Genomic DNA, 21,126 nt, shown 5'->3' with positions numbered 1-21,126 from the left:
GTCTCCGGAATCTTTGTGAGAGATGGTTGGGAGCGCGGTCAGACGACCTTCGCCTCGTTGTGCAGCTTCTCCACCAGGGTGGCCACGTCCGGGACCTTGATGCCCGCCTTGCGCGCCGGAGGCGACGCCAGCTTCAGCACCTGGATCTTCGGGGCCACGTCCACGCCCAGGCCCGCCGGGGTCAGCTCCTCGATGGGCTTGCTCTTCGCCTTCATGATGCCCGGGAGGCTGGCGTAGCGCGGCTGGTTCAGGCGCAGGTCCGTGGTGACGACCGCGGGCAGCTGGACCTCCAGGGTGGCGAGCCCGTTGTCCACTTCACGCACCACCTGCACGCTCTTCTTGTCCGCGGACAGCACCACCGCCGGGACCTTGCCCTTCTCCTGCTCGCTCTCCAGCGACTCCACCTTGGAGGCGAACGTGGCCTGGCCCCAGCCCAGGAACTCCGCCAGGTACTGCCCCACCTGGTTCTGGTCGTCGTCGATGGACTGCTTGCCCAAGAGGACGATGTCCGGCTTCTCCTTCTCCGCGACCTTCTGGAGCAGGCCCGCGATGCCCAGCTGATCCAACGGGCCCGTGTGGTTCACCCAGATGGCGCGGTTGGCGCCCATGGCCAGCGCGTGGCGCAGCTGCTCCTGCACCTCCTTGCCGCCGATGGAGACCACCACCACCTCGCCGGTGTGCTTCGCCGCGAGGCGCAGGCCTTCCTCCACGCCGATTTCATCGAAGGGGTTGATCTTGTACTTCAACCCCTCCTTCACGATGTCCGAGCCGTCCGGCTTCACCTTGATCTTCGACTCGGGATCTTCCACGCGCTTGGCGGTGACGAGAATCTTCACGGCGGGCTTCTCCTCTGTGGGGAGTGCTTGAAAAGTGGATGGGCTTCGAGCGGCACCGGGCGCGACGCGTGCTTGACGCGTCGCGCATCAGGGCCGGAGTAATAGACATCCGCGCACGGCGGCGGCAACGGGAAAGCCCCGCCGGGCACAGTTTTGCTTTTCTACCTGAACAGTTCCTTCGCGATGACCAGACGCTGCACCTGGCTCGTGCCCTCGTAGACCTGGATGAGCTTGGCGTCGCGCATCAGCTTCTCCACCGGGTATTCCTTCATGTACCCGTAGCCGCCGTAGACCTGCACCGCGTCGGTGGCGACCTTCATGGCCATGTCCGCGGCGAAGCACTTCGCGTAGCTGGACTGGAGGGTGTTGCGCTGTCCTTCATCCAGCACGTGCGCGCTCTCGTAGGTGAGCAGGCGCGCGGCGTGGGTGTTCATGGCCATGTCCGCCAGCATGAACTGGATGCCCTGGTGCTCGCGGATGGGCTTGCCCATGGTGTGGCGCTGGCTGGAGTACTCCAGCGAGTGCTCCAGCGCCGCGCGGGCGATGCCCACGGAGATGCTGGCGGTGAGCGGGCGGCTGTTGTCCAGCGTGGCCATGGCGACCTTGAAGCCCTCGCCCTCCTCGCCGATGCGGTTGGCCACCGGGACACGCACCTCGTCGAAGGTGACGGTGGTGGTGTTGCTCGCGCGCTGGCCCATCTTGTTCTCGTGCTTGCCGGTGGTCAGCCCCTGGGGCCGCCCCTCCACGACGAAGCAGGTGATGCCCTTGTGCTTCTTGCCCTTGTCCAGCGTGGCGAACACGGTGAACTGATCCGCGTAGCCGCCGTTGGTGATGAAGCACTTGCTGCCGTTGAGGACGTACTCGTCCCCCTCGCGGCGCGCGGTGGTGCTCATGGCCGCCACGTCGGAGCCCGCGCTGGGCTCCGTCAGACAGAAGCAGCTCAGCTTGAACTTCTCACCAAAGGGGGCGAGCAGGCGCTTCTTCTGCTCATCCGTGCCGTGCAGGATGATGGGCAGGTTGGCCAGGTCGTTGGCGATGATGGACGTCGCCACGCCCGCGCAGCCCCACGCCAGCTCCTCGCAGACGATGACCTGCTCCAGGTGCGACAGGCCCACGCCGCCGTACTCGGACGGGATGGCCATGTTGAGCAGGCCCAGCTCGAACGCCGCGGAGATGAGGTCTCGGGGGAACTCCGACGTCTCGTCGTAGTGGGGGGCCTTGGGGCGCACCACGTCACGGGCGTACTTGCGCGCGGCATCCTGCAACGCGCGCTGGGACTCGCTGAGCTGGAAATCCATGGAACGGCTCCGGGAGGGTTGATTCAAATATCAATCCGCTTCCCTGCCATACCGCTCCCGCCGCCGGACCGCCAGCCCCCGTGTGACTCCCCCCGTCGTTCCAGGAACACCGGAACGGCCCGGGGGGAGGGGTCACGGACCCATGGGGCTACGGCTTCGCCTGCTTGGGGACCTTCTCCCAGTCCGCGAGGAACTTCTTGATGCCGCTGTCGGTGAGCGGGTGGTTGGCCAACTGGGTGATGACGCTGTAGGGCAGCGTGGCCACGTCCGCGCCCAGGCGCGCGGACTGGAGGACGTGCACGGGGTTGCGCACGCTGGCCACCAGCACCTGCGTGGTGAAGTCGTAGTTCTGGTAGATCTCCAGGATGTGGGCGATGAGCTCCATGCCGTCCTGGGAGATGTCATCCAGCCGGCCCACGAAGGGCGACACGTACGTGGCGCCGGCCTTGGCGCACAGCAGGGCCTGGTTGGCGGAGAAGCAGAGCGTGACGTTGGTGCGGATGCCCTCGGCGGTGAGCGCCTTGACGGCCTTCATGCCCTCCACGCCCATGGGAATCTTGACCACGACGTTGTCGTGGATCTTCGCCAGGCCCTGGCCCTCCTTGATGAGGTCCGGGGCGTCCAGCGAGACGCACTCGGCGCTGATGGGGCCGTCCACGATGGAGCAGATCTCGCGGATGGTCTCCTCCAGCCCGCGGCCGACCTTGGCCAGCAGCGACGGGTTGGTGGTGACGCCGTCCACGCAGCCCATCGCATGGGCCTTGCGGATTTCCTCGACGTCCGCGCTGTCGATGAAGAACTTCATCTCGTCCCCTTGGTTCGGGTGGTGAAAAAGGTTTCCCCGGCCACGGGCGGCCGGGCGGGCAGGCCGTAGCCCAGGCCCCCCCATGCGTCAAGGATGGCCGCCCACGCGGAGGCTGGAGTAGAGGTAGCGCCCATCCATGGCCCGCGCCCCCCGCTCCACCGCCAAGAAGCCCCGCCTGCGCGCCCTCCCCGGCCGCGCGTCCCCCGCCTCCGCCCGGCCCCAGGCCCGGGACGCCGACGCGGAGGCCTCGCTCGCGTACGCGCGGGGCGTGCTGGAGGCGGAGGCGCGCGCCATCCTGGGCACCACGGAGCGGCTGGGGGACGCCTTCCTGCACGCGCTGAGGCTGGTGCGGGAGTGCGCGGGGCAGGTGGTGGTGACGGGCATGGGGAAGGCGGGCCACATCGGCCAGAAGCTGTCCTCCACGCTGGCGTCCACCGGGGTGCGCTCCGTGTTCCTCCACCCCGCGGAGGCGGTGCACGGGGACCTGGGCCGCGTGGCCCCGGGCGACGTCATCCTCGCGCTGTCCAACAGCGGGAGCACGGAGGAGCTGCTGCGCCTGCTGCCCCTGTTCAAGCGCATGGGCACGCCGGTGGTGGCGCTCACCGGGGACGTGGACAGCCCGCTCGCGAAGGGCGCGGAGGTGGTGCTGGACATCGGCCGCATCGAGGAGGCGTGCCCCATGGGGCTCGTGCCCACCGCGTCCACCGCCGCGCTGCACGCGATGGGCGACGCGCTGGCGATGACCCTGTTGCGCTCGCGGCCCTTCGGGCGGGACGACTACGCGCTCCTGCACCCGGGCGGGAAGCTGGGGCGCTCCGTGCTGCGCGTCTTCGAGCTGATGCGCACGGGGCCCGCGAACCCGCTGGTGCTGGACACCGCGCGGCTGTCCCAGGCGGTGGTGGTGATGACCAACACGCCGGGCCGTCCGGGCGCCGCGTGCGTGGTGGACCGCGACGGGAAGCTGGAGGGCATCTTCACGGACGGCGACCTGCGCCGGCTGGTGGAGCGGGGCCACACGGACTTCGAGGTGCCGGTGCGGCAGGTGATGGGCAAGCGCCCGCGCTGCATCACCCCGGAGACGCTGGTGCTCACCGCCGCCGCGCAGATGCGCGAGCTGCGGGTGGACCAGCTCCCCGTGGTGGACGTCGAGGGCCGAGCCGTGGGCCTGCTCGACGTCCAGGACCTGCTGGCCGCGAAGTTCTTCTAGCGGCGCGCTACCGCGACAGCTTCGCCTGGAGCGAGGCCTTGTTCGGGTAGTCCGGCGCGTCCTGGGTCATCTTCTCCCAGAGGGCCTTCGCGCCCTTCGCGTCGCCCTTGGCGAGGAGCGTGTCGCCCAGCGTCTCCACCGCGCCCGCGTCCGACTGGAGCGCCACGCTCCACACGCGCGCGCCCATGGGGCGGCCCAGGCCCACCAGCGCCCAGGCCATGCCCGCCTTCGCGCGGCCGTTCTCCGGCTGGAAGGGCACCACGCGGGTGTAGTTGGCCAGGGCCTCCTGGTAGCGGCCGTGGGCCAGGTGCTCCTCGCCCTCGTCCACCAGCTTCGCGAGCCCCGCCTCCAGCTCCGGCGTGCGCTCCGTGTTCTTCACCGCGTCCACCATCTCCGGCGTCAGCGGGCGCGGCGCGTCCGGCGGCAGCGCGGCGGCCTGCGCGGGGGACTGGGACAGGCGCACCTGGCGATCCGCGGCGCGCGACGCGAGCCACTTCTTGCGGCCGCCCGCCTTCAGCGTCTCCTCGATGCGCTGGCTCAGCTCGCGGGCCATGGGCGCGCGCTGGGATTCGGGGTTCGCGGTCACCAGCGCGTCGAAGCCCTCGCGCGCGGACTTGAGGGCCTGGAGGTTCTCCCCCTGCGTCTCGAAGAGCAGCGAGGAGTGCCCGTACAGGGCCTCCTCCTGGCGGGGGTCCACCTCCAGCACGCGCGCGTACGCCTTGAGCGCGTTGGCGCTGTCGCCCTGGAGGTACAGCGCGTTGCCGCGCACCACGTCCACCTCCAGCGCGGGGGCCAGGGCGGCGCGCGCGCAGGCGGCGGCGCCCGCGGTGTCGCCGGCCTTCGCGCGGGCCTGCGCCACGGCCTCCATCGCGTCCAGCGCCTGGCCCGGCGTGAAGCCGCAGTTCGCGGCCTCCGCGGTGGCGACGGGCGTCTTGCCCAGCTTCTTCCTCGAAGCGAGGAACAGCGCGCGCACGCCGTCCGACTTGGCCTGCGCCTGGCCCAGGTACGCCAGCGCCTCCGCGTTGCGGCCGTTCGCGTAGTAGAGCTTGCCCAGCGACAGGGCGATCTCGAAGGTCTTCTCCCGCTCGCGCAGCCCCTCCGACGAGTCGAGCTGCTTCATCAGCTCCTCGGCGGACGGCGGCAGCCGGTTGCCGTCCACCGCCGGGTGGCCCTGGGGCAGCGCGCCGTTCGCGGCCGCGCCCATCGTGGGCGACGCCTGGGTGCCCGCGGGAATCGTGGGGTGGCCCGCCGGCAGCGCGCCGTTCGCGGCCGCGCCCGTCGTAGGCGACGCCTGGGTGCCGGGCGGAATCGTGGGGTGGCCGGGAGGCAGGGGGGTGGGCTCGGCCGCGAGCAGCGCGGCCGTGGCCAGGACGAGGGACAGGCTCATAGTTCGTGGACGGGGAAACGGGCGCCCATGTCGGGCCAGTACAGGGCCTCGCGCTTGCGGACGTCCTGGGGGGCGAGCTTCGCGAGCAACTCCTGCACCGTCACGCCCAGCACCGGGTGCCGCGCCTGGGGGGCCAGCTCCGCCAGGGGCTCCAGCGCGAAGCGGCGCTTGTGCAGTTCCAGGTGGGGCACCTGGAGGTTCGCGTCCGCGACGACGGAGTGGTCCTCCTCGTCCCACAGGAGGATGTCCAGGTCGATGGTGCGCGGGCCCCAGCGCTGGAGCCGGTGGCGGCCCAGGTCCTGTTCGATGCGCTGGAGGATGCACAGCAGGCGCTGCGGCGTCAGGTCGCACTCCAGCGCCACCACGGCGTTGAGGAAGCGCGGCTGCGCGGGGCCCACCGGGGCGGTGTCATACAGGGACGAGCAGCCACTCACCGACACCGCGTCGATGCAGGACATCGCGGAGAGGGCGGCCACGAGGTGGGACTCTCGGTCGCCCTCGTTGGAACCCAGACCTACATAGACGGTCGCGCTCAAGGCTCCATCTCAACCGGATTCACCAGGGTTCCGATTCCCTCCAGCTCCACCTCCACCGTGTCCCCCGCCACCAGCACGCCCACGCCCGAAGGCGTGCCCGTGCTCACCAGGTCGCCCGGCAGCAGCGTCATGATGTGGGAGATGAAGGACACCAGGCGGGCGGGGCTGAACACCATGTCGGACGTCCGGCCATCCTGACGCACCTGCCCGTTCACCCGGCACACCACCCGCAGGTCCGCCGGGGACAGGCCGGTGACGGCCCAGGGGCCCGCGCAGGCGAAGGTGTCGTAGCCCTTGGCGCGGGTGTGCTGGATCTCCTTGCGCTGGATGTCGCGCGCGGTGACGTCGTTGAAGGCGGTGAGGCCCCAGATGGCGCGCGCGGCGGTGGCCTCGTCGGCGTTCTTCAGGCGCTCACCGATGACGAGCGCCAGCTCCGCCTCGTGGTGCACCTCCTGGCTCGCCTTCGGGATGCGGATGGGCGCCCCGGGGCCGTTGAGGGCGGTGGAGGGCTTGGTGAAGAGGAGCGGCTCGGTGGGGATGGGCTTGCCCATCTCCTCCGCGTGCTTGCGGTAGTTCTGGCCGATGCAGACGACCTTCGACGCGTCCGAGGGCGTGAGCAGGGTCAGCCCCTGGAGCGACCGGCGCAGGCCCGTCTCCTTGCCCCCGGCCCACGGCGCGGCGGTGAGCACCACCACCTCGTTGCCGTCGACGCGGCCGTAGCTGGCGCGGCCCTCGACCTGGAAGCGGCAGTAACGGGCGGTCATGTCTTCCCCTGGAGGCCGAGCACGTCGGCCATGTCATAGAGTCCCGGCGCGCGGCCCGCCACCCACCGCGCGGCCCTCAGCGCGCCTTGCGCGAATTGATCACGATTCGTCGCGCGATGGGTGAGCTCGATGCGCTCGCCCTCGCCGAAGAAGTAGACGGTGTGCTCGCCCACCACGTCCCCGCCGCGCAGCGCCTGCACGCCAATCTCCCCCGGCGGCCGGGCGCCCGTCTGCCCCTCGCGCGCGAAGGTGAGGTCGTCGCGCGTGCGGCCCAGCGCGTCCATCAGCACCTCCGCCAGCTTGAGCGCGGTGCCGCTGGGCGCGTCCTTCTTCATGCGGTGGTGCGCCTCCAGCACCTCCACGTCGAACGAGGGCCCCAGCACGCGCGCCAGCTCCGCGGCCATGCGGATGACCAGGTTCACGCCCACGGACATGTTGGGCGCCGCGACGATGGGCACCGTGCGCGCGTGCGCCTGGAGCCGGGCCAGGCCTTCTTGCGTGAAGCCCGTGGTGCCCACCACCAGCGCCACGCCGCGCTCCGCGCACAGCCGCGCGTGTTCGAGCGTGGCCTCCGGGCCGGTGAAGTCCACGACGACGTCCGCCTTCGCGCCGTCCAGCGCGCGGCCCAGGTCGTCCACCGCCAGCACGTCCAGCGGCGCGCCCAGCCGGGCCACGAGCCCCGCGTCCTGCCCCGCCAGCGCGCTGCCCGGGCGCACCGTCGCGCCCACCACCGACAGGTCGCTCGCCGCCCGCGCCAGGCGCAGCAGCGTGCCGCCCATGCGGCCGGAGATACCGGTGATGACGGTGCGGGTCATGGCGTGCGGTCCCTTCAGGCCTTCAACAGTCCCAGGCCCGCCAGTTCGTCCTTCAGCTTCGCGGCGTTCGCGTCACCCAGGGGCACCAGCGGCAGCCGCAGCTCCGGGCCGAACATCCCCATCAGGTGCAGCGCCCACTTCACCGGGATGGGGTTGGACTCCACGAAGAGCAGCCGGTGCAGCGCGTTCATCCGCACCTGGAGGCCGCGCGCCTTCGCGATGTCGTGGCTGCGCGCCGCCGCCACCAGGTCCGCCATCATCCGGGGCGCGACGTTGGAGGACACGGAGATGACGCCCTTGCCGCCGCACGCGATGAAGGGCAGCACCGTGAAGTCGTCGCCGGACAGGAGCGTCAACCGGTCGCCGCACTTCTCCACCAGGTCCACCGCGCGGATGAGGTTGCCCGTGGCCTCCTTCAGCGCCACGACCTCCGGGATGTCGCACAGGCGCAGCGCCGTCTCCGGCAGGAGGTCCACGCCCGTGCGGCCCGGCACGTTGTAGGCGATGAGCGGGAAGCCCGGGTTCGCCTTCGCGATGGCGCGGAAGTGCTCCACCAGCCCCGCCTGCGTGGGCTTGTTGTAGTAGGGCGTGACGATGAGCGCGCCGTCCGCGCCCACCTCGCGCGCGCGGCGCACGGAGTCGACGGTCTCCTTCGTGCTGTTGCTGCCCGCGCCCGCCACCACCGGCACGCGGCCCTTCACCTCGTCCACCACCACCGCGATGGCCCGAGCGCGCTCGTCGGCGTCCAGGGTGACCGCCTCGCCGGTGGTCCCCATGGGCAGCAGCACGTCCGTGCCGCCTTCGAGCTGGTAGCGCACCAGGGCCCGGAAGGCCCCCTCGTCCAGCACCCCTTCGCGGAACGGGGTGGCCAGCGCCGTCATGGAGCCTTCGAAGGTCTTCATGCCGGCGCTTATACGTTCAGGCCCGCTCGCCGCGCCAGAGGTCCTCGACGCGCTCGCGCTCCCGGACGACACGCCAGGCCGCTCCATCCACCAGCACCTCCGCCGGCCGGGGCCGCGAGTTGTAGGTGGAAGCCATGCTCATCCCGTAAGCCCCGGCGCTCATGAAGGCGTACAGGTCGCCCTGGCGGGGCAGCACCAGGGGGCGAGCCCTCGCGAGCACGTCGGTGGACTCGCACACCGGCCCCACGACATCCACCTCCACGTCCCGGCCGCGGCGCTTCACCACCGGCTGGAGCGCGTGGTGGGCTTCGTAGAGCGCCGGGCGCAGCAGGTCGTTCATGCCCGCGTCCACCACCACGAAGGTGCGCGCCTCGGTGGGCTTGCGGTACAGCACGCGGGTGAGCAGCACGCCCGCGTTGCCCACGAGCGAACGCCCCGGCTCCAGGAGCAGCGTGGCCCCGGTGCGCGCCACCGCGCCCAGCACGGTGCGCGCGTACTCCCCGGCGCTGGGCGGCGTCTCGTCCGAATAGGTGATGCCCAGCCCGCCGCCCACGTCCAGGTACTCCAGCGCGTGGCCCTTCGCCTTGAGCGTGACGTAGAGGTCCGCCACCTTGGTGAGCGCGGCCTTGACGGGCGCGGTGCGCGTGAGCTGCGAGCCGATGTGGCAGTCCAGCCCCAGCGCCTTCAGCCCCTTCCACTTCTTCGCCTTCGCGTAGAGGGCGACCGCCTCCTCGAAGGGCACGCCGAACTTGGACGTCTTCAGGCCGGTGGCGATGTAGCGGTGCGTGCGCGCGTCCACGTCCGGGTTCACGCGCAGCGCGAAGGGCGCGGGCTTCCCCAACCGGCGGCCCACCGCGTCCAGCGCGTCCAGCTCCTCCGCGCTCTCCACGTTGAAGAGCAGCAGCCCCTGGGACAGCGCCTGGGCCATCTCGTCCGGCGTCTTGCCCACGCCCGCGAACACCGTCTTCGCCGGGGCGCCGCCCGCCTGCTTCACGCGCGCCAGCTCGCCGCCGGACACGATGTCGAAGCCGCTGCCCAGCCCCGCGAAGAGGCGGAGGATGGCCAGGTTGGAGTTGGCCTTCACCGAATAGCAGACGAGGTGCGGGTGGCCCTGGAACGCCTCCGTCACCTCGCGGAAGCGCTCCGCGAGGGCGGCGGTGGCGTAGACATACGTGGGCGTGCCCACCGCGTCCGCGATGGCGGACAGGGGCACCTCCTCCGCGTGCAGCAGCCCCTTCCGGTAGGCGAAGGCGCTCACTGCGGCAGCTCGGGTTCCGTCGTGGACGGCGGCACCGTGGGGCCGGAGGGCTCCACGGGTCCGTGCGGCGGCTCCTGCGGGGGCACCGTCTCCGGCGTGGCCGGAGGCGCCGGCGTGGCCGCGGGCGCGGGACGGGGGGCGCGGGGGCTGCCCTTGATGCCGCACGCCACCAGCAGGAACGTCAGGCCGGTGGCGGCCCCCAGCCGCAGGAGGGTGGAGCGCATGGCTAGAACCGGATGGCCAGCATGCCGCGGATGGCGTGCGCGGTGCTGAGCTGCTGACCGATCTGCCCCACGTCCTTCAGGCCGTCGAGCGGGAAGAGGATGCCGTAGTCGATGCCCGCCACGAAGCCGTCCTCCGTGATGTAGCGCGCGCCGACGTCCGCCTCCAGGCCCAGGGCCTTGTTGACGGAGGACGGCGTGGACTGCGCGTAGAACGCCTGCGAGTAGATGACGCTCCCGTAGACGTCGAAGCCCTCCGCGATGGAGTACTTGAGGCCCGGCTTCACGTAGAACGCATCCGTGACGCCATTCAGGATGGAGCGCCACAGGATGAGGTCCACGCGGTAGTCGCGGTTGAAGCGGAAGTTGCGGATGGCGTTGTCGCTGCAGCCGCCGGCGTCGCAGCTGTACTGGCGGCCCTCCAGGTCGCCCGGGGCGGTGTTGCCGTCCGTGCCGGAGCCCTGGCGGCCCGGGTAGTTGCCGAAGCCCGGCGCCTTGTCACCGGAGGCGAAGCCCACCTCCACGCCCAGGTGCAGCTTGTTCTCGATGACGTGGAACTCCGACTGGAGCACGCCGCCGAACTGCGCGATGCGCAGCGACTGGCTGGTGGGGTCCTGGGCCGTCAGCGCGCGCCCACCGATGGTGCCCAGCTGCGCGGCGAACTCCGCCTCGATGCGGAACTTCTTCTCCGCGTACTTGAACCACAGGTCCGGGATGTACAGCGTGGCGCCGCGCGGCACGAACGTGGGCGCGGTGGTGACGACCGGGATGGGCGGGTTGGCGGCGTCGAACGGGGTGCCCGTCTCCGTCAGGGTCGCGTAGCGCTGCGTGCGGTAGGTGAAGTACAGGCCGTAGTTGAGGACGCCCTGGTTGTTGTCCAGCTTGGCCTGCTGCTGCTGCTCGGTGTCGCGCCGCGCGATGGCCAGCACCAGGCTGTGGCTGTCGTCGGACTGGGTCAGGTCGATGGGCTCGCCCAGGGAGGCGGCCTTCTCCGTGGAGAGCCCCTCCGAGTTGAAGTCCAGCATCGGCGTGATGTACCAGCCGGGGAAGGGCTCCGTGACGAACTGGATGCGGTCCACCGTGTCGCCGTAGTCGCAGTCCAGGCAGTTGCCGTCGTTGCGCAGCATGCCCAGGCCCCAGTGGCTGCCCATGCGGCCGAAGCGCAGGATGCCCACGGGCGTCGTCACCTCGCCGTACGCGCGCCGCACGTGCACGGAGTCCTTGAAGGCGTTGACGGCGGAGTCCGACGGGGTCTGGTTCTCCGAGAAGAGCGTGAAGTTGTTGCGCCCGTCCCCGCTGTAGGCGCTGTCCGGGTTGGAGCCCAGGAGGATGTTGTCCAGCGCGTCCACCTGCGCCTTGATGCGCACGTCCTCGGAGACGTTGAAGGACGGATCCAGGCGGAAGCGCATGTTGGCGCCCGCCTGGGTCTTCTCGGAGGCGGAGCGCGGCGAGCGCGTCCAGAACTGGCGGCCCAGCGGCGTGCCGGCGGGGAGCGCGGGCTTGCCCAGGTCGAACTTGTAGAAGAGCGTGGGGCGCACGCGCAGGTAGCCGTCGAGCGTGAACAGCTCCAGCTTGCGCTTCTCCTCCGTCCACTCCTCCTGCCAGTCGTTGTTGGCCACGGCCTGGGTCGCCGTCTGGGCGCGGATGTCCTCGCGCAGCTCCTGCCGCGTGGCCTCCAGGCGCTGCTCCAGCTCCTCGCGGCTGATGCCCCCTTCAGGGTTGGAGACGGCGGGGGGCGCGGGGGAAGGCGATTCGGCGGAGGCCGACTCGTGGGGTGCCGCGGCGGGCGTGCCACCATCGGGCACCGGCGTCTGCGCGGTGGCCGTGGACGAGGCGACGAGCAGCGCCGCCAGCAGGACATGAGGCATGGTCAACGGTCTCCGGGGCCGCGACATGACGCGGCCGGGTGTAAAGGGCGGGCGATTCAAGCCATGCCCCCCAGGGGTGTCAACGTCTACGGGAACGAGGCTTCTCACGGGTAACGGAGGGGGCCTTGCCCTTGGGCGCCCCCGAGGGCCGGGCGCCAACACGCGGGAGCGGCTGGCATTTCGGACAGAAATGCGTGGTGCGCCCACCCTGGGTGAAGGACTCCACGGGGGTTCCACACTTCGAGCACGGCCCCTTCGCCCGCCCGTACACGCGGAAGCGGTTCACGGAGCCCGCTTCCTCCAGGTAGGTGATGTCCTCGCCCTCCTGCTCCTGGAAGGCGAAGTCGAAGGCGGCGTGGATGGCCTGGGCCAGGCGCTTCCAGTCGTCGGGCGTGAGGGTGCCGGGCTTGCGGGCCGGGTGGAGCCCCGCGCGGAAGAGTGCCTCCGCGGCGTGGATGTTGCCCAGGCCCGCGACGCGGCCCTGGTCCATCAGCGCCACCTTCAGGTCCTGCTTGGAGTCCCCCACCGCCTCCTGGAGTTGGGGGCCGGTGAGGCCCTCCGTCAGGGGGTCGCGGCCCAGGGCCTTCACCGAGGGCAGCGCCCACAAGTCCTCGGCGGGCACGGGCTCCATCCGGCCGAAGAGGCGCGGATCACTGAAGTGGACCACGTGCCCGTCATCCAGGAAGAAGCGGGCGCGGCTGTGGGGGACGGGCTCGCCCTGCGCGCGGCGGACGAACTTGCCCGTCATGCCCAGGTGGGCCATCAGGCCGTGCCCCCCCTCCAGGGTGATGAGCAGGTACTTTCCCTTGCGCTCCAGGGCCTCCACCCGGCCGGTGAGCCGGGTGAAGCGGGCGAGCTCCGCGCCCCGGAAGACGCGCGTGGCGTCCGCCTCCGCCCGCACGATGCGGCGGCCCTTGAACCAGCGTTCCAGGTTGCGCCGGGCGATCTCCACTTCGGGTAGCTCAGGCATCCGCCCGGGCACATAGCACCTGCCCGCCGCGCGCGCATGTCCCGGGTCCAGGCGAGCAGGAGGTCCGCCTTCCAACGGAGCAAGGCGCCCCGGGAAGGTGCTTGCCCGGGCGTGGGGGGCGCGGCTACGACGGGCCGGACACGCCTCCACCTCAGAGAAGGGACGACTCGCCCATGCAACGGATGGTCACCGCACTGCTGACCCTCACCCTGGCCTCCAGCCTCACCACGGGCTGCGCGAAGCAGCGCGTGGGCGCGGAGAAGGCGCTCGCGCAGGTCTTCATCTCCGACGAGCAGGAGAACCAGCTCGGCCTCCAGGTGAAGCAGGAGCTGGAGACGAAGGAGAACATCAAGTACGTGGAGGACCCGCAGGTGCTGGAGTACGTCCGGGGCATCTCCGCGCCCATCCTCGCGCAGGCGAACAAGGACCGCTCCGGGGTGAAGTGGAAGGTCAACGTCATCAACGACCCGAAGACGGTCAACGCCTTCGCCACGCCGGGCGGCTTCCTCTACGTCTACACGGGCCTGCTGCTGGCGGCGGACACCGAGGCGGAGCTGGCGGGCGTCATGGCGCACGAGGCGGGCCACGTGGTGGGCCGGCACTCCGCGCGCGCGATGATCAACGCCTACGGCCTGCAGGCCATCACCCAGGTGGCGCTGGGCCAGAACCCCGGCACCGCGGCGCAGATCGCCGCGCAGCTGGCCGGCGGCGGACTGCAGCTGGCGCACGGGCGCAGCGAGGAGACGGAGGCGGACGAGTACGGCGCGAGGTACGCCGCCGCCGCGGGCTTCGACCCGCGCGGGCTCATCACCTTCTTCGAGAAGCTGGAGAAGCAGCAGGGCGCCCAGCCCGCCGCGCTCAAGTGGCTCTCCACGCACCCCACGAACAAGGACCGCATCGCGCACCTGCAGAAGCTCATCGCGCAGGAAGGCCTCAAGGGGAACCGGAACGCCCCGGGCGGGCTGCCGGCCATCCAGGCGAAGCTGCCCAAGTAGACCGCCGACGCTCCGGGCCCCGCCCTCAGTGCGCGGGCGGGGGCTCGCTCCCGTCCGTGCGCGGGCCGGGGGGCTCCGGGTCCTGGCCCTCCGCCACGCGGCGCCCGCGCCAGAAGAGGGCCCGCCGCGTCTTCCGGGCGCTGCTGGCGCTCTTGGCCGCGCCGGGCGTCTTGAGGGGCGCCTCCAGGGGCGCGGGCTGGCCGAAGTCTCGCGCGCCCTTGGCCTTCCCCTGCGCGGAGGCGTGCTCGAGGATGGCGTTGAGCTCCCCTCCGAGGATGAAGATGAGCCCGGAGAGGTAGAGCCACAGGAGCAGCACCACCACGCCTCCGATGGAGCCGTAGGTGACGTCGTACTTGCCGAAGTGGTCCACGTACTGGGTGAAGCCCCAGGTGCTGCCCATCCACGCCAGCGTGCCCGCCACGGAGCCCGGGGTGATGTACTTGAAGCGCTGCCTCACGTCCGGCAGCAGGTAGTAGCAGAGCGACAGCATCAGCATCACCAGCGCCGCGGTGAAGGGCCAGCGCAGCCAGGACCAGACGAGGTGGAACTCGTCGATGAGCGCCAGCTTGTCCGCGACCCACGCCCCCAAGCGTCCCCCCAGCAGCAGGACGGCGAAGGACAGGGGAATCACCAGGCTGCCCGCCAGCGTCACCAGCAGCGCCAGCCCCTGCGTCTTCCAGAAGGGCCGGGACTCCGACACGTCGTAGGCCAGGTTGAGCGCCTTGCGCAGGGCGTCCACGCCGCGCGAGGCGGACCACAGCGCCACGAGCAGACCCAGGGTGAGCAGCTTGGGGCGCGTCTCCGCGACGAGCGACGTGAGGTGCTGGCTCACCAGCCCCAGCGCGTCGCCGGGGATCAGCGGGCGGAGGCGGTCGAGCATCGCGTCCACCGCGCCGGGCGCGAACGGCAGGTACGCCACCAGCGTGACGAGGAAGAACAGGAAGGGGAACAGGGAGAAGATGAAGTAGTACGACAGCTGCGCCGCCACGTCGGTGACGGTGTCCTCTTCAATCTCCTTCCAGAAGCGCCGCGCGAACTCCCTCCACGTCAGGTACTTGAGCCGTGGCAGCCCCATGTGACGCCCCCTCCGGGTCTGTTGGGGAGGCAATGTGGGAACGGACCGGGCGTTCGGCAGCAGGCGGCCGGGCGGGCGCTCGGCCCCGAAGGCGCCGGGTGTTCAGCGCTAGACGAGCCCGGAGGGCAGGTAGCGGCCCAGCAGGGGGCGCAGGCGGCTCCTCACCTCCGCGGGGATGCGGGTGCGGTCGGTGAAGATGGCCATCGCGAGCGCGCTGTCACAGCGGCAGGCGGCGGGGGTGGCGGCGATGCGGGGCAGCGCGCGGCGCAGGAGCGCGGCGCCGTGGGCGGTGACGGCGTCCAGCCGCTGGGTGAACTGCGACAGGAGCGCCTCGGGCTCCTGGCCCACGGGCCGCGGGCGCCACGAGTCGTGGTCGGTGGGCAGCGCGACGAAGGCGTAGTGCAGCTCCGCTTCGCGCGCGAGCCGCGCCTCCGGCATGGCGGTGAGGCCCACCATGTCCCCGCCCCACGTGCGGTACAGCTGGCTCTCCGCCTGGGTGCTGAGCGAGGGGCCTTCGATGCACACGTAGGTGCCGGTGGGGTGCACCACGGTGTCGCTTCGCTGGGCGGCGTCGTTGAGGGTCTGGAGCAGGGTCGCGCAGAAGGGCTGGGCCAGCTCCACGTGCACGGCGACGTCGTCGTAGAACGTGCAGGGGCGGCGGTAGGTCCGGTCGATGACCTGATCCGGCAGGGCCAGGTGGAGCGGCTGGAGGGGTTCGCGCAGGCTGCCCACCGTGCCGGTGGCGACGACGTGGGTGACGCCCAGCGTCTTCAAGGCGAAGAGGTTGGCCCGGTAGGGGGCGCGGGTGGCGTTGTGGACGTGGCCCTGGCCGTGGCGGAAGACGAAGACGGCGGGGACGCCCTCCAGCTCCGTGGCGACCAGCGGGGTGCTGTGGGGCCCGAAGGGCGTCTCCACGGAGAGGTGTTCGCCCCGGCCCTGGAGTCCCAGTGCCTGGTAGAGGGCGTGGCCCCCGATGATGCCCACCTTGACCGCCGGCATGCGTCTCCCCTCGCCCGGTCGCCGGGCGCGGGCCTGACGATATCGCGGGGGGCTCGCCCAGGAAGCGCGGAAGACTGGTAGCTTTCACATTTGCCATGCGTCTTCTTCCGCGCCTCGTCGCCCTCGCCTTCCTCTTCGGCACCCCTGCCCTGGCCGGCCCCGTCCCGCCGGGCTGCGAGGAGGACGCCGCCGCGTGCAAGGAGGACTGCACCATCGAGTACGGCGGCAACGGCAGCGTCATCCGCAAGCTGACCCGCTGTTTCGATGACTGCTCGAACAAGCGCACCCAGTGCGCCCGGCAGTTCAACGCGGTGAACAACCGGGCCCCGGACGCGCCAGAGGCCGCCGCCGAGCGCCGCCCCGGCAAGACGGAAGCGGCCAAGCTGCGCGAAATCGAGGAGAAGGACCGCCGCCGCGAGGACGACCCATTCGGCGACGAAGAGAACAAGCCGGTGCGCGGGCGCCCCGTGCGCGACGCCTACGACGACCCGCCCCCCGAGCAGTTGGAGCGCAAGGGCTACCGCGCGTCGGACGCGGAGACGGAGCGCAAGTCCGCGAAGGGCAACCCCCGTCAGACGGCGGCGGTCCCGGCCCGCGCGACGGAGCCCGCCCCCGCGCGCACGCCGCCCCCGCCATCACCCGCCGTGGCGCCCGAGCCCGAGCGCTCCGAGTCCCCCGACATCGAAGCCTTCGCCGAGCCGCCGCCGCGAGCCACACCCCCGCCGCGAGCGGAGCCGCCCGCGCCGAAGCCAGCACCCAAGCCCGTGGTGGCCGAGCCCGCGCAGCCGAGCCGCCCCAGCGCCACGGAGGATGAAGACCTGCCTCCGCCGCCCCCGCCAGTGGCGAAGAAGGAACCGGCCCGCCCCGCCCCGCCGCCCCGCCCCACCCCGCCGCCGGAGCCCAAGAAGGACATCTCCGACTGGGACCCGAACGGCGACTGACGACAGGCCGCGCGAGGCGTGACGCTCGCGCCCGGATGGCGCCGCCTGGAGGCGCCGTCCACTCATGCGCCGGGACACGCCCGCGCGGGTGCGCGCTCGGCCCGCGCGCTCACGCTCCTCATCCAGGATGCGCCGCCAGAGCGAGAAGGGCGACACGCAGACGTCGCCGCGCTCCTGTCCGTCGTTGCACTCTCGATGGAGCCCCCCATCCCCGTCGGCGCGGTGAGCAGCCACGGGCGGGCCTCGACCTTCAGCAGGTCCTCTCCGGAGCGCGGGATGGGCGCGAGCGTGCGGCCCCGTCCCTTCGCGGGTCAACGCCTCAGCGCGCGGGCACCACCACCGGCGAGGGCTTCATCGGCGCGGTCTGCGTCAGCCGCACGCCCACCAGCACCAACGCGCCGCCCAGCGCGAGCTCCCAGTGCAGCGCTTCGTCCAGGAAGAGCCACGCCACCAGCGCCGTCACCGCCGGCTGGAGGTTGGAGAAGATGGCCACGCGCGACGCGGGCACCTTCGACAGCGCGTAGGACCAGAGCAGGTACGCCACCACCGACGTCATCAGGCCCAGGTACACGATGGAGCCCTTCGCCGCCGCGCTCGCCGCCCACACCTGCCCGGGCTCGAGCACGAACGGGATGAGCGGAAGCTGGAGCAGCGTGGCCACCGTCATCGTCCACGCCGTCGCCCGCAGCGGCCCGTGCTCGGTCGCCAGGGGCCGCCCCTCCGTCGTGTAGACGACCCACGCCACCACCGCCGCCAGGATGAGCAGGTCGCCTTCGAGCGTGCCGCGCGCGCTCGCGAGCCCCCGCCCCAACAGCAGCACCACCACGCCCATGAGCGCGGTGAGGATGCCCGCCGTCGTCCTCGACGACGCCCGCTCCCGCCCCAGCACCAGGCTGGCCACGTACACGCCCAGCGGCGTGAGCGCGTAGAAGAGCGCCGCGTGCGACGCCGTGGAGCGCGAGAGGCCGGAGAAGAACAGCGTCTGGTTCACCGGCCCGCCCATCAACCCCAGCAGCGCCACGCGCTTCCAGGCGCCGCGCGGCGGCACCCGGGGCCCCGGAATCAGCGCGAGCAGCGCCACGAACGCGGCGCCACACACCAGGAAGCGCCACAGCACCACCGTGAACGGCGACAGCTCCGTCATCGCCCGCTTGGCGGCCAGGTACGTGCCCGAGCTGATCAGCACCTGCGCCCCCAGCGCCGCGTACACCCGCCCGAGCGGCGGCGTCACGCTGGCCGGTGTCACGACTCCATCTGGAGAAGCGCCCATCGTGCGGCGCTGCGTACCAGTTCGCTGCCGTCGTCGCTGAGTTTTTCGAGCAACGGCCGGGCGTGCGCCTGCCGTGCGACCCCCAGTGCATACACCGCGTTGCGCCTCAAGCCGTCGTACCGCGCGCGGGCCAGCGCCGTGCCGGGAATCAGCTCCTGGTACTGCTCGGGGGTCAGCGCCGCCAGCTCCAGCGTGCCCAGCGACGCCACGGCGCGGGGCGTGAAGCGCGCGTCCTCCGCGAACACCGGCTTGCGGTTGAGCGGGCACACCTGCTGGCAGATGTCGCAGCCGAAGATGATGTTGTCGAACTTCCACCGGAACGCCTCCGGCACCTCGCGCTCGCGGTTCTCGATGGTCTGGTACGACAGGCACGCGCGCGCATCCACCTGCCGGTGGCCCACCAGCGCGCCCGTGGGACAGGCCATGAGGCAGCGCCGGCAGGAGCCACAGCGGTCCGCCACCGGGCCCTCCGCGTACGCGTCCACCTCCGCGTCCAGGATGAGCGTGGCCAGCAGCACCCAGGAGCCGTGCGTCGGCGTGATGAGGCACCCGTTCTTGCCCACGTAGCCCAGGCCCCCGCGCGCGGCCCAGACCTTCTCCATCATGGGCCCGCTGTCCACGCCGCCGTAGGAGCCCAGCCCCGGGTACCAGGCATTGAGCGTCTTGCGGAACGCCTTCATCCGGTCGCGCAGCGTGGAGTGGTAGTCGCGGCCCCGCGCGTACCGGGCGATGGGCGAGCCCTGCGACGGCGCGTCGTCCCGCCAGTAGTTGTTCGCGAACGACAGCACCGTGCGCGCGCCCGGCAGGAGCACCGACACGTCGAGCCGCTCCTCCGCGCGCGACCCCATCCAGTCCATGTCCGCGTCGTAGCCGGCCTCCAGCCACGACAGCAGCGACGACGGGGGGATGGGCTCCGCGCGCGCGAAGCCGATGAGGTCGAAGCCCACCTGCTGGGCGAGTTCCCGGAGCCGGGCGGTGGGGAGCTGGGTGGAGAACACGGCTACTTCGAGGGCTTCTCGGGGATCCACTTCACGTCCGGCAGACCGGCGCGGAAGTTCACCAACCGTGCGACGACGAAGAGCAGGTCCGACAGGCGGTTCAGGTACATGGCCACCGAGGGCGGCGCCTTGTCTTCACGCAGGAGCGTCACCACCCGGCGCTCGGCGCGGCGGCACACCGTGCGCGACAGGTGCAGGGCCGCCGCCGCGGGCGCGCCGCCCGGGAGGATGAAGTGCGTCATCTTCGGCAGCTCCTCCTCGTACCGGTCGATGTGACGCTCCATCTCCTCCACCCACTCCGGCCGCAGCTCCGGGATGTGGGCCGCGGCCTTGGTGTGCGGCGGCGTGGCCAGCACCGCACCCACCGTGAAGAGCTGGTCCTGGATGCGCTGGAGGAAGTGCTCCAGGTCCGCGGGCAGCGGGAAGGTCCGGGCCAGCCCCAGCGTGGCGTTGAGCTCGTCCACCTCGCCGTACGCGTCCACCAGCAGGTCGTCCTTGGCCACGCGACCGCCGCCAAAGAGGCCCGTCTCTCCCGCATCGCCGGTCTTCGTATAGATCTTCATGTCAGCCTCTCTCGCGATGCGACGGGTGCGACGCCCGGCACGGAACAATCGATTGTCGGAAGCTTGCCCGGGCTGGGGCGCGAAACTACACAAAAGGGCATGCAGCCATACCTGAGTCTGATGGAGCACGTCCTGGAACATGGGACGCGCAAGGGCGACCGGACCGGCACCGGCACGTTGAGCCTCTTCGGCCACCAGCTCCGCTTCGACCTCGCCCAGGGCTTCCCGCTGGTGACGACGAAGAAGCTCCACGTGAAGTCCATCCTCCATGAGCTCCTGTGGATGCTCCGGGGGGACTCGAACGTGCGCTCGCTCCAGGAGGTGGGCGTCAGCATCTGGGACGAGTGGGCCCGCGAGGACGGCTCCCTGGGCCCGGTCTACGGCCACCAGTGGCGCTCCTGGAACACGCCGGACGGCGGCCACGTGGACCAGATGCGGCAGCTGGTGGAGGGGCTCAAGAAGAACCCGGACTCGCGCCGCCACCTGGTGAGCGCGTGGAACGTGGCGGACCTGCCGGACATGAAGCTGCCGCCCTGCCACGTGATGTTCCAGTTCTACGTGGCCGACGGGCGCCTCTCCTGTCAGCTGTACCAGCGCAGCGCGGACATCTTCCTGGGGCTGCCCTTCAACATCGCGTCGTACGCGCTGCTCACGATGATGGTGGCGCAGGCCACCGGCCTCGTCGCGCACGAGTTCATCCACACGCTGGGCGACGCGCACCTGTACCTGAACCACGTGGAGCAGGCGCGCGAGCAGCTCCAGCGCGCCCCCCGCCCCCTGCCGCGCATGCGCCTGAACCCGGACGTGAAGGACCTGTTCGCCTTCCGCTACGAGGACTTCACGCTGGAGGGCTACGACCCGCACCCCGCCATCAAGGCGCCCGTGGCCGTATGAGCCCCCGCGTCTGCGCCATCGCGGCCCTGGCGGCGAACGGCACCATCGGCCAGGGCAACGCCCTGCCCTGGCGCCTGCCGCAGGACCTGGCGCGCTTCAAGCGCCTGACGATGGGCCACACCCTGCTCATGGGCCGCAAGACCTACGACTCCATCGGGCGGCCCCTGCCCGGCCGCGCCACCGTGGTCCTCACCCGCCAGCGCGACTGGGCCGCCCCGCCCGGCGTCCAGGTGGTCCACTCCGTGGACGAGGCGCTGGCCCGGGCGAAGGACGACCGCGAGGTCTTCATCGCCGGCGGCGCGGACCTCTACGCCCAGACCCAGGACCTGTGGCAGCGGCTCTACCTCACCCGCATCGCGCGCGACGTCCCGGGCGACGCCTTCTTCCCCCCCATGGACCTGTCCCCGTGGAGGCTGGTGGAGGAGGAAGCCCACCCGGAGGGCGACCTGCCCTTCACCTTCCTCACCTACGAGCGTCAGGGCTAGCCCTTATTCCGGGTGATGATGGAAACCCGTAACTTGCCT

At 71.4% G+C, this 21,126-nt stretch carries 22 protein-coding genes; 5 read left to right on the top strand and 17 right to left on the bottom strand.

From position 1 onward, the window contains the following. Window positions 1-38: 38 nt before the first annotated feature. The 3 genes from GTY96_RS20585 to fsa form a co-directional block, all read right to left on the bottom strand. Window positions 39-836 carry an electron transfer flavoprotein subunit beta/FixA family protein gene (locus tag GTY96_RS20585; protein ID WP_143900436.1) on the bottom strand — a complete coding sequence of 266 codons (798 nt, stop codon included), beginning with the start codon at window positions 834-836 and terminating at the stop codon, window positions 39-41. A gap of 161 nt (window positions 837-997) precedes the next feature. Beyond that, window positions 998-2,134, bottom strand: a complete 1,137-nt coding sequence (locus tag GTY96_RS20580) for an acyl-CoA dehydrogenase family protein (protein WP_143900438.1) — start codon at window positions 2,132-2,134, stop codon at window positions 998-1,000. A 148-nt stretch (window positions 2,135-2,282) separates the two neighbouring features. Then, on the bottom strand, window positions 2,283-2,939 hold the full coding sequence (gene fsa / locus GTY96_RS20575; protein WP_143900440.1) for a fructose-6-phosphate aldolase: 657 nt from the start codon (window positions 2,937-2,939) through the stop codon (window positions 2,283-2,285). A gap of 136 nt (window positions 2,940-3,075) precedes the next feature. Here fsa and GTY96_RS20570 point away from each other — a divergent pair, with 136 nt between their 5' ends. Beyond that, complete coding sequence (locus GTY96_RS20570; protein ID WP_161665568.1) at window positions 3,076-4,146, top strand: KpsF/GutQ family sugar-phosphate isomerase; 1,071 nt, start codon at window positions 3,076-3,078, stop codon at window positions 4,144-4,146. A gap of 7 nt (window positions 4,147-4,153) precedes the next feature. Here the strand turns inward: GTY96_RS20570 and GTY96_RS20565 are convergent, their stop codons facing one another. From GTY96_RS20565 to mutM, 9 genes are all read right to left on the bottom strand, one after another. Next, the gene (locus tag GTY96_RS20565; RefSeq protein WP_161665567.1) at window positions 4,154-5,533 is read right to left on the bottom strand and encodes a tetratricopeptide repeat protein; all 1,380 of its coding nucleotides are present in this window, start codon (window positions 5,531-5,533) and stop codon (window positions 4,154-4,156) included. Next, window positions 5,530-6,069 (bottom strand): 2-amino-4-hydroxy-6-hydroxymethyldihydropteridine diphosphokinase, encoded by a 540-nt coding sequence (gene folK / locus GTY96_RS20560; protein ID WP_161665566.1) that lies wholly within the window; start codon window positions 6,067-6,069, stop codon window positions 5,530-5,532. Before folK ends, GTY96_RS20565 begins: the two co-directional genes overlap by 4 nt. Then, window positions 6,066-6,833: a fumarylacetoacetate hydrolase family protein gene (locus tag GTY96_RS20555; protein WP_143900448.1), complete on the bottom strand. Its 768-nt coding sequence runs from the start codon at window positions 6,831-6,833 to the stop codon at window positions 6,066-6,068. Before GTY96_RS20555 ends, folK begins: the two co-directional genes overlap by 4 nt. After that, the gene (gene dapB, locus GTY96_RS20550; RefSeq protein ID WP_161665565.1) at window positions 6,830-7,648 is read right to left on the bottom strand and encodes a 4-hydroxy-tetrahydrodipicolinate reductase; all 819 of its coding nucleotides are present in this window, start codon (window positions 7,646-7,648) and stop codon (window positions 6,830-6,832) included. Before dapB ends, GTY96_RS20555 begins: the two co-directional genes overlap by 4 nt. A gap of 14 nt (window positions 7,649-7,662) precedes the next feature. Next, window positions 7,663-8,550, bottom strand: a complete 888-nt coding sequence (gene dapA / locus GTY96_RS20545) for a 4-hydroxy-tetrahydrodipicolinate synthase (protein ID WP_143900452.1) — start codon at window positions 8,548-8,550, stop codon at window positions 7,663-7,665. 16 nt (window positions 8,551-8,566) lie between these two features. Next, entirely contained in the window at window positions 8,567-9,808 is a 1,242-nt protein-coding gene (gene lysA / locus GTY96_RS20540; protein ID WP_161665564.1) for a diaminopimelate decarboxylase, read from the bottom strand. Beyond that, entirely contained in the window at window positions 9,805-10,032 is a 228-nt protein-coding gene (locus GTY96_RS20535; protein WP_143900456.1) for a hypothetical protein, read from the bottom strand. Before GTY96_RS20535 ends, lysA begins: the two co-directional genes overlap by 4 nt. Window positions 10,033-10,034: 2 nt before the next feature. Then, window positions 10,035-11,897: a TIGR04551 family protein gene (locus GTY96_RS20530; protein WP_235685749.1), complete on the bottom strand. Its 1,863-nt coding sequence runs from the start codon at window positions 11,895-11,897 to the stop codon at window positions 10,035-10,037. Window positions 11,898-11,976: 79 nt separating this feature from the next. Continuing rightward, complete coding sequence (gene mutM / locus GTY96_RS20525) at window positions 11,977-12,867, bottom strand: bifunctional DNA-formamidopyrimidine glycosylase/DNA-(apurinic or apyrimidinic site) lyase (protein WP_143900460.1); 891 nt, start codon at window positions 12,865-12,867, stop codon at window positions 11,977-11,979. Window positions 12,868-13,040: 173 nt separating this feature from the next. Between mutM and GTY96_RS20520 the strand changes: the two genes are divergently transcribed. After that, window positions 13,041-13,862, top strand: a complete 822-nt coding sequence (locus GTY96_RS20520) for a M48 family metallopeptidase (RefSeq protein ID WP_143900462.1) — start codon at window positions 13,041-13,043, stop codon at window positions 13,860-13,862. A 25-nt stretch (window positions 13,863-13,887) separates the two neighbouring features. Here the strand turns inward: GTY96_RS20520 and GTY96_RS20515 are convergent, their stop codons facing one another. Together GTY96_RS20515 and GTY96_RS20510 are read right to left on the bottom strand one after the other, a co-directional pair. Further along, a complete protein-coding gene (locus tag GTY96_RS20515; RefSeq protein WP_143900464.1) occupies window positions 13,888-14,937 on the bottom strand; it encodes a YihY/virulence factor BrkB family protein in 1,050 nt (349 codons plus the stop codon). 108 nt (window positions 14,938-15,045) lie between these two features. Next, a complete protein-coding gene (locus GTY96_RS20510; RefSeq protein WP_161665563.1) occupies window positions 15,046-15,936 on the bottom strand; it encodes an MTAP family purine nucleoside phosphorylase in 891 nt (296 codons plus the stop codon). Window positions 15,937-16,031: 95 nt separating this feature from the next. Between GTY96_RS20510 and GTY96_RS20505 the strand changes: the two genes are divergently transcribed. Next, a complete protein-coding gene (locus GTY96_RS20505) occupies window positions 16,032-16,877 on the top strand; it encodes a hypothetical protein (protein ID WP_161665562.1) in 846 nt (281 codons plus the stop codon). A gap of 319 nt (window positions 16,878-17,196) precedes the next feature. Here GTY96_RS20505 and GTY96_RS20500 read toward each other — a convergent pair whose 3' ends face one another. The 3 genes from GTY96_RS20500 to GTY96_RS20490 are packed head-to-tail and all read right to left on the bottom strand — an operon-like array spanning window position 17,197 to window position 19,708. Then, window positions 17,197-18,147, bottom strand: a complete 951-nt coding sequence (locus GTY96_RS20500; RefSeq protein ID WP_143900470.1) for a DMT family transporter — start codon at window positions 18,145-18,147, stop codon at window positions 17,197-17,199. Further along, window positions 18,120-19,145, bottom strand: a complete 1,026-nt coding sequence (gene queG, locus GTY96_RS20495; protein WP_161665561.1) for a tRNA epoxyqueuosine(34) reductase QueG — start codon at window positions 19,143-19,145, stop codon at window positions 18,120-18,122. The genes GTY96_RS20500 and queG overlap by 28 nt, the downstream gene beginning before the upstream one ends. Before the next feature lie 2 nt (window positions 19,146-19,147). Further along, window positions 19,148-19,708: a cob(I)yrinic acid a,c-diamide adenosyltransferase gene (locus GTY96_RS20490; protein WP_143900474.1), complete on the bottom strand. Its 561-nt coding sequence runs from the start codon at window positions 19,706-19,708 to the stop codon at window positions 19,148-19,150. Window positions 19,709-19,807: 99 nt separating this feature from the next. Between GTY96_RS20490 and GTY96_RS20485 the strand changes: the two genes are divergently transcribed. After that, window positions 19,808-20,602, top strand: a complete 795-nt coding sequence (locus tag GTY96_RS20485; RefSeq protein ID WP_143900476.1) for a thymidylate synthase — start codon at window positions 19,808-19,810, stop codon at window positions 20,600-20,602. Next, on the top strand, window positions 20,599-21,087 hold the full coding sequence (locus GTY96_RS20480) for a dihydrofolate reductase (RefSeq protein ID WP_161665560.1): 489 nt from the start codon (window positions 20,599-20,601) through the stop codon (window positions 21,085-21,087). The genes GTY96_RS20485 and GTY96_RS20480 overlap by 4 nt, the downstream gene beginning before the upstream one ends. Window positions 21,088-21,126: the final 39 nt, after the last annotated feature.

Origin of the sequence: Corallococcus silvisoli (genome assembly GCF_009909145.1) — a bacterium.
Taxonomy (GTDB): domain Bacteria; phylum Myxococcota; class Myxococcia; order Myxococcales; family Myxococcaceae; genus Corallococcus; species Corallococcus silvisoli.
This window is presented reverse-complemented; position numbering and strand designations above follow the sequence as displayed.